This is a genomic window from Flavobacterium sp. (assembly GCF_044368625.1).
Classification (GTDB): Bacteria; Bacteroidota; Bacteroidia; order Flavobacteriales; family Flavobacteriaceae; genus Flavobacterium.
The window spans coordinates 1-8728 of sequence record NZ_JBIPPD010000137.1 but is presented as its reverse complement, the minus strand read 5'-3'; the positions used below and the strand labels follow the sequence as shown (position 1 = coordinate 8728).

Here is an 8728-nt window from a genome sequence, read left to right as displayed (position 1 = left end):
AAGTAAGGTTTAACCAAATCAAAGTACAGCTCGTGATCTGGCTAGAATTTTTAATGTTTATTTTTACAAATGTATTTTTCAAAATAAATTTAAAAACTCAAAAAGTGAGTTTTTAAGGAGTGACTAATTAATGAATTGCAATTTTTTGTGTTTTTTGAACCACTTCGTTTTCTGTGATTTGAACCGCATAAATACCTTTTGCAAATTCATCCATATTGACCGTTACAGACGTATTTTGAGAGGATTTGAAATTTTCGATTTTGATTAATTTTCCCGTCATGTCGAATATTTTGATGGATAATGCACCTAAATCTTTTTGATTATGAGTAATATTCAAACCAGAATTTGGATTGTAAAACACATTCAAACCAACGTTGGCATTTGATGTTAGCGTACTTAAAAAGGCAGGTGTAACAATCTGAAACTGCTGATTTGGTGAAGTTGTAAACGTTTCGAAAGTTTGGATTTGTGCACCAGAAGCCCCATCTTGAATATCGAAAGCTTTAATAGGATTGTTGACAGAACCAAAGTTACAGGTTGTAAATCCAATCTGAATAACTACTTTACCAGCATCATTTCCTGGAATTATTTTAAATGCTACGTTCTCGGCAGTATTTTCAAAATTTGCTTTGGCATCACCAAAATTCCCACACCAACCGTCATTGATTCCTAAGGTTAATCCATTCCCTTGGTTGACAATTTTGTACACATCATTTCCTTGATGAGTGAAAACCCAAAGTTGGAAATTATCGGTTGCTACCGGAGCGGCCATATTGGCATCATGTGGTGCTGTAGTGGCACAAGTCATCACTTCATTGTGTACGGAAGATAAAATTTTGTACGTGCCATTAGCAATAATTTGGGATTGTAAAGTACCTGTAAAAAGTACGATAATTGCTGTCCACCACAGGGATAGCGTGGAAGTGTAATTTTTTTTCATAAAGTAAATATTTAGTTAATAAGTATGGATTGAATGGCTTTCGCCGGTATTGTCAATTTTATTTGCTGACTCTTATTTATCAGTTTATACATTACTTCCTCATTTGTTTTATTCATTACGATGGTTACAATTTTTCCATCGGGATTTTTAAATGCAGTGGTTTCAAGTGTAGTTCTGCTGGACGAATTAGCAATTCTTTTCGCATTGGGTTTAATGAATTTCGAAAAATGACCAATGTAATAATATGATGGTGTATATATAATTTGATTTGTTTTTAAATCAGCATGAATTGGTGCAAAGCAAAAGTTTTTTACATGGTTGGGACCTCCATTTTCATCAAGTAAAATATTCCAGTCTGTCCAGCCAACTGTGCCATTGTTAAAATCGTTTATCATTGCATTGCCATATCGTTCTGCATTGCTCCAATTTTGATACTGTTTGGCATCAAATTTTTCTTGACAACCTTCGGTAAATAATAAATTTTTAGTAGGATATGTTTCATTAACATATTTAATATTTTCGTAATTGGCCGAGGCTCCAGTCCAGGTTTCATACCAATGAAATCCAATTCCCCATGCATATTTTGCAGCTTCTGGATCATCAAAAATGGTTGTTGCTCGATGTGCAATTAAATCTCGGTTATGGTCCCACACGACAATTTTTTTGTCGCCAAGTCCTGCTTTTTTCATTGTGGGTCCCAAATGATTTTTCAGAAAATCACGCTCTTGTTCGGCAGTATAGACACACGACTCCCAAGTTTGGGTTGCCATTGGCTCATTTTGAACCGTCAATCCCCAAACTGGAATTCCCTCTTTTTCATATGCGTTAATGAACTTTACATAATAGTTTGCCCAAGAATCGTAGTATTTTGGCAAAAGAGAACCTCCTTTTAACATGTGATTGTTGCTTTTCATAAAAGCAGGCGGGCTCCAAGGACTTGCATAGAAAACCAAATCATCGTTAATCAATTCTGCCGCTTGCTTGATCAACGGAATTTTAAATTTTTTATCTACAGAAATATCAAAGGTTTTCAATTCTGCATCACTATCCTGAATGTAGGTGTAACTGGAACTGCTAAAATCACAACTGTTGATATTGGTTCGAATGATGTTATAATTAATTCCTTGATCAGAGAAATAAGCATTCAGAATTTCTTTTTGTTTGTCGGCGGGAAGCTTGGCGTAAACTTCAGCGGAAGCATCGGTAATTGCACCTCCAATTCCCAAGAAAGTTTGAAATTCTTTAGCGGGATTTACGACTATAAAAAGTTCGGTTTCCAGCGGTTGTTCTCCCTCTGTAAATTTTAAATCTTCTGTTTTGGAAAGTCGAAGTGCTGTATTTTCAGCCGTTGTGTAAACTGTTGCATTTTCAAATCGCTGCATTTTAGCCGCTGCGGTGTTGTTTTTCGAGCCGCTGCAAGAATTTAAAATCAGAATGAAACCCATTAGATTTAGATAATAACTCCTTTTCATATTACATTTTATTTATAATCATTGCTACACTTGCAGCTGTTTTTTTAAAGTTTTTTTATAATCTACCAAACAAAAGTGGCTACGGCGCCCGCTGGAAGTGTTGTGGAGATTGGTTCGATGGCTACATTTATATTAAATGATTTTTGCGATTCCGTATTGTTTAAAACAACGACTACAATTTTTCCTTCAGGAGTTTTATATGCTACATTTGGAAGTTCGGCAGTAGAGTTGGACTCAATTCTTACGGAACCTGGAGGAACAAATTTCGACGAATGTGCGATGATGTAATAAGCTGGATTTCTGGTAAAAGAACTTCCGTCAATGGTAATAGCACCCAAACATTCGGTACAACCTCCAGGAGTGTGTGGATTACTATTTGGATCGGCTGCTAAATTCCATTGCAACACCGTTTTACTCCAATTTCGTGGAGCACCAATCATCAGTTCTCTAAAATGCCATTTTATGTCGGACGCAAAATTTCCTGGTGCTTGAACCCATTGTTCCGTAAAATAGACATTTTTATCAGGATGGGCATTGTGTACTAAACTCATATTTTCAATCTGTCCTGCATAAAGATGAAATGCCGATCCGTCCACATATTGCTTTGTAGCGGCGTCATTTAAAATAGAAATCGGATAATTCGGATTGTCTAGATTGTGATCGAATAATATAATTTTTGTTTGAATATTATTGGCTGCAAAAGCGGGTCCTAGAAAGTTTTTGATAAACAAGCCTTGTTGAGGTGCTGTCATTAACATACTTGGATTATTATAAGGATTTTCTGGTTCGTTTTGAATGGTTATGGCATCAATTGCAATATTATTGGCTTGCATTGCCTGAATGTATTTTACAAAATAATTGGCATACGTTTGATAATAAATGGGTTGTAGTTCGCCACCAACACTCGATTGATTGCTTTTCATCCAAGTAGGTGCCGACCAAGGCGAAGCCACTATCTTGATATTTGGATTTAAAGTTTTGATTTGATTTAAAATTGGAATGAGGTTCACTAAATCAGGGGCAATTGAAAAATTAGTCAATGCTACGTCGGTTTGTCCGGCTGCAAGATCATTGTAAGAAAATACAGATGCGTCAAGGTCGGAAGCACCAACACTTATTCTCAAATAGCTTACTTTGATGCTTTCGGGTCCTTGCCCAAAAAGTTCCTCTAGCAACGCATTTTTTGCAGAAACTGACATATTCTGAATCAATTGAGCGCTTCCTCCGGTTAGTGTATATCCAAACCCATCCATAGTTTGAAATGTAGCATTGGGATTGACATTTATGGTAAAATTACTGTTTTCAGTAAGCGGCGAAGTACCCGTGCTTTGAAGTTCCAATAAACTGGATTTACTTGGTGTTGTCAAATAAAATTTTGCATCAGTTACTGCTGAAACAGGAGGTTGAAAAGTGGGTGTATCGGTGGAACTACAGCTTGATTGTGTAGCAAAAAAAAGTAAAATCAAGCTGGATTGCAACGTATTGTAAAAATTAATTAGTTTCATATGTAGATATTTATTGTTTTTTATCGGGACTCGGGGTCGCATATCTTGGTTTGGGTTTGCATCGCTTTCCCGTTATGCTCATTTCATATTTTTTGATAGTTATTGCTGTACAAATGTGTATGTGGCCGTTTGATAATCATCACTTAAAACAATGGTGGCGGTATAAGTGCCGCTTGTTGTAATACACGTCATATTAGATCCGCCTGTATTTATTAGATTCCCTGATAAAACTGTTGGTGTCGAAGAACCCATTTCAAAATCCCAAGGACTGATGAATTTCATTTCATAATTGGCGTTCAAAGCAGTGGTTATTTTGTAGGTGTTCGGATGTTGATACGTCATTACAAATTCATTTCTGGTATCCCAATTTTGCCAATGGAATAGTTTGAAATTATAATATTCCCAATTTATTTTGGACTGACCAAAGTCAATACGTAATCGAAGTCCTCGCGTTACGGACGAATTAAATGGGTTGTTACTTGAAGTTAGTACATTGTTTCCAGTTACTTTATCGGCAGTTGTGGTACTTGAAGTACCCAAAAGTCCCCCAATGGAGTAGCTTGTTCCCAAGCCATTTGCTTGTGTATTCAAGGTATAGTTTACCGTGGATTGAAACGGAATAAATTTAGTAGAACTGAAGATGTCACCGTTTTTCGAAAATTCTAAAATGGAGCTTCCATTTGCAATCAGAAAAAGCGAATTTGGAGTTGCAATTGGGGCTGGGGCTGTGTTGTCCAATACAAAGCTGTAGTTATATCCAGTGGAGGATAAGTTTAGCGTCACAAAATATTTACCAACATTATTGGAAGGAACGTCTTGTACCGTTAATCCTTGAGATGCTGCATCACTTTCCATAACAAGAGTGCTGCCAGCTTCTTGTGTTTTTTTAAGCATATAGCTCCAATCGCCATTGGCGCGAAACGCAAAACCTCCCGTGGCTACTAAATCAACTGATGATTTCCAAATTCCACCACCTTGATATTCGAGTGGAACATCTCCGCCCCAGCCGCCAGAAATAGGAGAACCAACAATGCTCCATTTTTCTATTTTTAAAAGGTTGTAGGTTTTGGCATCAAGGTCAACAGAAATTCGGAATTGACCACTTTCATTTGCCGTAATGGCAAGTCCAGATTTAGTCAAAACGCCATCGGCATTGGTTCCATACCGGTGACAAGGCAGTGTTTTTTCACTAAAAAATTCGTATTTTTTTCCTGAAATAAGTGAGGTGTAAATTTCGTGCTTGTTGGATAAAGTTCCATTTGCACTCGCAAGCCTTTTCATTTCTATAGCATTGGCTAAAACGTTGTTGTTTTCAGTTGCTGTTCCTGAAACGTACAGTCTTGTTGGAATGATTTCCGTTGAAAAACGTTTAATCATAATATCTTGAGGCGTGTAAACCGCTTTGTCCAGTACTTTTGCTTTTACAGCCCACGTTACGTTGGCAAATTCGTTGGGCAAATAACCTGCATACGATAAATACGTGTCTAGTTCTTTATTTGTAATTGCAAGAGAGGTTTCTTTGCCATTGCTTGACGAAGGAATTTCTAAAATGGGTGTGTCAAATGTTTCCGAACCCAAGGTATCCATAACGATGGAATAGGTTACGGCATAACGAGCTGTTGGAATTGCTGGAGTCCAAGAAAATGTTTGGGTTGCATTTGGCGTAAGCTCGTCCAGTAAAATTTCAGTGTCATTTTCAGGAAGAACGATTACTGAAGGAGCAATTTCCCAATTTCCCAATGGAGCCACATTATCTTCTTCGCAGGAACTCCAGATTGCAGCGGAGAAAATGGCGGCGATTAGTATAAAATATTTTTTCATCTTTTTAGTGTATTTATATTTTCTTAATAATTACGAGTAGTTAAAGCGGATTTGGCACTAGTGCAGGATTTCTGTCCAGTTCCTGTTGAGGGATTGGCAACAAAATCTTGGCTTGTGTCATGTTATAATTGACGGGATTTCCGGATCGTAAATCGATTTCTACAAGCGTATTCATTGTTGAAATCACGGCATTATTACGAACTAAATCGTCCCAACGATGGCCTTCTTGAAATAATTCCAATCGTCTTTCTTTCAATATGGTTGTTCGCAACACTTCTTTTGAGCTTTTTTGACTTGCGGTCAAATCGGGTAAGTTGACACGAGTTCTAATGCGGTTGACCTCTATTGATGCCAATTCCAATTGATTGAGTTCGTTTAATGCTTCGGCTTTCAGCAAAATAATATCGCCCAATCGAAGTAGGTATTGTCTGTTAGAACTATTGAATCCACCAGCCACTTTCCATTTGTATGAAAAGGGAACAGAACTTCCAACAGCATTTCCCCAGAATTCATCAACCCATTGTACATTTTCGTTTAAAATCGAAGCATTTCTTCTCACAACATCATTTTGTTCGGCAAAAGCGTTAATCAAATTATGCGAAGGCATCACAAATTTTCGCCAAGTATCGCCACTAATCGAAGGTGGTAAAAGTAATTGAGGGCCATAATTTCCTTCGTTTCCACCCAAAACCTGTACTTCAATAATCGATTCTGCATTGTTGTAGTTATTACCGTCGAAAAGATTTGGATAACTAATCAAGGTGTAATTAGCTGTACTACCTTCCACTAAAGCAATTTTTTCTAACACTTTTGTGAAATCGGGATTGGGTTTTTGAGCATATACTTTTGCTAAAAGTGCATTTGCAGCTCCAGCGGTAGCTCTGGCTTTATTTACATTATTATCCGAACCGTACGTGTCTGGAAGTAATGAGGCAGCTAACTCTAAATCTTTGATAATCTGTTCGTACACTTCATCTACCGTAGCACGAGGTTTATTTACATCGGCTGGAACGGCAGAAGTACTGTAAGCTGTTACTAAAGGAACTCCTCCCCAAAGTTTAACCAATGTAAAGTAGTGGTAGGCTCGAAGAAATGTAGCTTCACCTTGTATTTGATTTCTCCGTTCCTCTGTTAAAACGGGGTCATTGATCAACCCAATTCTATCGATAACCAGATTGGCTTATGCAATGGCATTGTACAGATTCGACCAGTTTTTAAATAGTCTGGAGTTTGTGGGTGTAATTTCTAATTTGTCAATGGCAAAAACTTCCGGATTATCACCACCTGCATAAGCATTGTCGGCACGCACGTCAGATAACAAAACATTGTCCCAAACATAATATTCAGCCGACTGAAAAGATTCGTAACTTCCTACCAATGCTGCTTCAATCTGCGAAGCGGTATCGTATCCATTAGCACTTGTTTCGTCAGAAATGGGTTGTAAATCCAGAAAATCGTCGCACGAAATGATGGTACAAAAGGAGACAATTAAGACTATATATTTTAATGTTTTCATAATACTTTAAATTGTATTGTTGATTTAATTTTTAAGGTGCTTGAACGTTTAATTTGAAAGAAATCTGTTTTGTATTTTTTCAAAATTTAAAATGAAAAATTCATTCCTACTAATAGGGTTCTACTTTGAGGATAGGAACCAAAATCAATTCCTCTTTCAACATTAGCGCCACCAAAAGCATTTACTTCGGGATCAAAGCCTGTATAATTGGTAAATGTTAATAGATTTTCACCTGTTACATAAAGTTTCAAAGATGAAATACTTAATTTCTTCAAGAAATTTTCACCTAAATCATATCCTAACGTTAACGCTTTCAAACGAACGTAAGAAGCATCTTCAATAAATCGGGTTGAAATTCTGGAGTTGTTGATGTTTCCAAAACTTGATCTTGGAATATCAGTAATATCTCCCGGTTGTCTCCATCGATTGTTTACGGCTGTACTTTGATTTTTGGGGTCAATCATTGCTTCGGTTTCAATTCTCGTAGCATTCAACATATCATTTCCGTACGAACCTTGAAAGAAAACTTGAAGTGAAAAATTCTTGTAACTCAAGTTATTTGTAAAACCATAAATAAAATTTGGATTCGCATCTCCTATCACTTTTCGGTCATCTTCCGTGGGTGTGAAAGTCGAAACTCCGTTGCGATCAATGTAAAAAGCATTTCCCGTTTGAGGATCTACACCGCCAAATTGATATCCGTAAAGTGTGCCAAGCGGAAGTCCTTCTGTAAGTAAAACTGCGTCACCTCTTCCTGCAATGCCTCCCAAGGTAATTTGTTCTCCAACCAAACTGATGACTTCGTTTCTGTTAAAAGAAATATTAAATCCTGTATTCCATTTAAATGTTCCGTCAAAGTTGATGGTATTTAAACCAAATTCTAAACCTTTATTTTCAACTTCGCCAATATTTTGCAATGCTCTGTCAAATCCTGAAGATGTAGGTAGTGGCGCATTGTAGAGTAAATCTTTTGTGTTTTTTATGTAAGCATCGGCGGTAAAGCGTACTTTTCCGTTCCAAGCTTCAAAGTCGACACCAATGTTGGTTTGCGTAGTTTCTTCCCACTTTAAAGATAGATTTTCGATTGTTGCAGGGAAAGTTCCGGGATTAATTACTCCTGCAATTGGGTAATTAGCGCCACTTCCTATCCGTCCAAAAAAAGCATAATTGGCAATTTGGTCGTTTCCTACAATTCCCCAACCTGCACGAATTTTTAAATCGCTAATTACTTTGTTTTCTTTTAGGAAATTTTCATCAGAAATACGCCATCCAGCTGAAAAGGAAGGAAAGTATCCCCAACGGTTATTGGGTCCAAAAACACTTGAAGCATCAGCTCTGAAATTGGCTGTCAAAAGATACTTACCTGTAAAGTTTCACAACGTTATTGATGAGAGTTGATTTTAATTTAGATTCAAATTTAGGATATTATTTTTAAATTGATTGGGTGTTATCTTGAATATTTCAGGTTTTAATT

Annotated in this window: 6 protein-coding genes and 1 pseudogene; all 7 read right to left on the bottom strand. The window is 37.0% G+C overall.

Annotation, left to right across the window (positions count from 1 at the left end; genetic code table 11):
- Positions 1–127 precede the first annotated feature (127 nt).
- The gene (locus ACIQ2X_RS10770) at positions 128–940 is read right to left on the bottom strand and encodes a T9SS type A sorting domain-containing protein (RefSeq protein ID WP_396178932.1); all 813 of its coding nucleotides are present in this window, start codon (positions 938–940) and stop codon (positions 128–130) included.
- A gap of 11 nt (positions 941–951) precedes the next feature.
- Positions 952–2385 (bottom strand): glycoside hydrolase family 30 beta sandwich domain-containing protein, encoded by a 1434-nt coding sequence (locus ACIQ2X_RS10765; protein WP_396178931.1) that lies wholly within the window; start codon positions 2383–2385, stop codon positions 952–954.
- Between the two features lie 89 nt (positions 2386–2474).
- Complete coding sequence (locus ACIQ2X_RS10760; RefSeq protein ID WP_396178930.1) at positions 2475–3917, bottom strand: glycoside hydrolase family 30 beta sandwich domain-containing protein; 1443 nt, start codon at positions 3915–3917, stop codon at positions 2475–2477.
- A gap of 99 nt (positions 3918–4016) precedes the next feature.
- The gene (locus tag ACIQ2X_RS10755) at positions 4017–5738 is read right to left on the bottom strand and encodes a SusE domain-containing protein (RefSeq protein ID WP_396178929.1); all 1722 of its coding nucleotides are present in this window, start codon (positions 5736–5738) and stop codon (positions 4017–4019) included.
- A 40-nt stretch (positions 5739–5778) separates the two neighbouring features.
- Positions 5779–6906, bottom strand: coding sequence for a RagB/SusD family nutrient uptake outer membrane protein (locus ACIQ2X_RS10750; RefSeq protein WP_396178933.1), 1128 nt, complete (start codon positions 6904–6906; stop codon positions 5779–5781).
- Between the two features lie 12 nt (positions 6907–6918).
- Positions 6919–7254 carry a hypothetical protein gene (locus ACIQ2X_RS10745; protein WP_396178928.1) on the bottom strand — a complete coding sequence of 112 codons (336 nt, stop codon included), beginning with the start codon at positions 7252–7254 and terminating at the stop codon, positions 6919–6921.
- An 86-nt stretch (positions 7255–7340) separates the two neighbouring features.
- Positions 7341–8615, bottom strand: a pseudogene (locus ACIQ2X_RS10740) (SusC/RagA family TonB-linked outer membrane protein); the annotation flags it as partial.
- Positions 8616–8728 lie beyond the last annotated feature (113 nt).

Bases quoted from the DNA above. Each gene is read 5' to 3' on its own strand.
- ACIQ2X_RS10770 (WP_396178932.1), bottom strand. From the start codon at position 940: ATGAAAAAAAATTACACTTCCACGCTATCCCTGTGGTGGACAGCAATT.
- ACIQ2X_RS10765 (WP_396178931.1), bottom strand. From the start codon at position 2,385: ATGGGTTTCATTCTGATTTTAAATTCTTGCAGCGGCTCGAAAAACAAC.
- ACIQ2X_RS10760 (WP_396178930.1), bottom strand. From the start codon at position 3,917: ATGAAACTAATTAATTTTTACAATACGTTGCAATCCAGCTTGATTTTA.
- ACIQ2X_RS10755 (WP_396178929.1), bottom strand. From the start codon at position 5,738: ATGAAAAAATATTTTATACTAATCGCCGCCATTTTCTCCGCTGCAATC.
- ACIQ2X_RS10745 (WP_396178928.1), bottom strand. From the start codon at position 7,254: ATGAAAACATTAAAATATATAGTCTTAATTGTCTCCTTTTGTACCATC.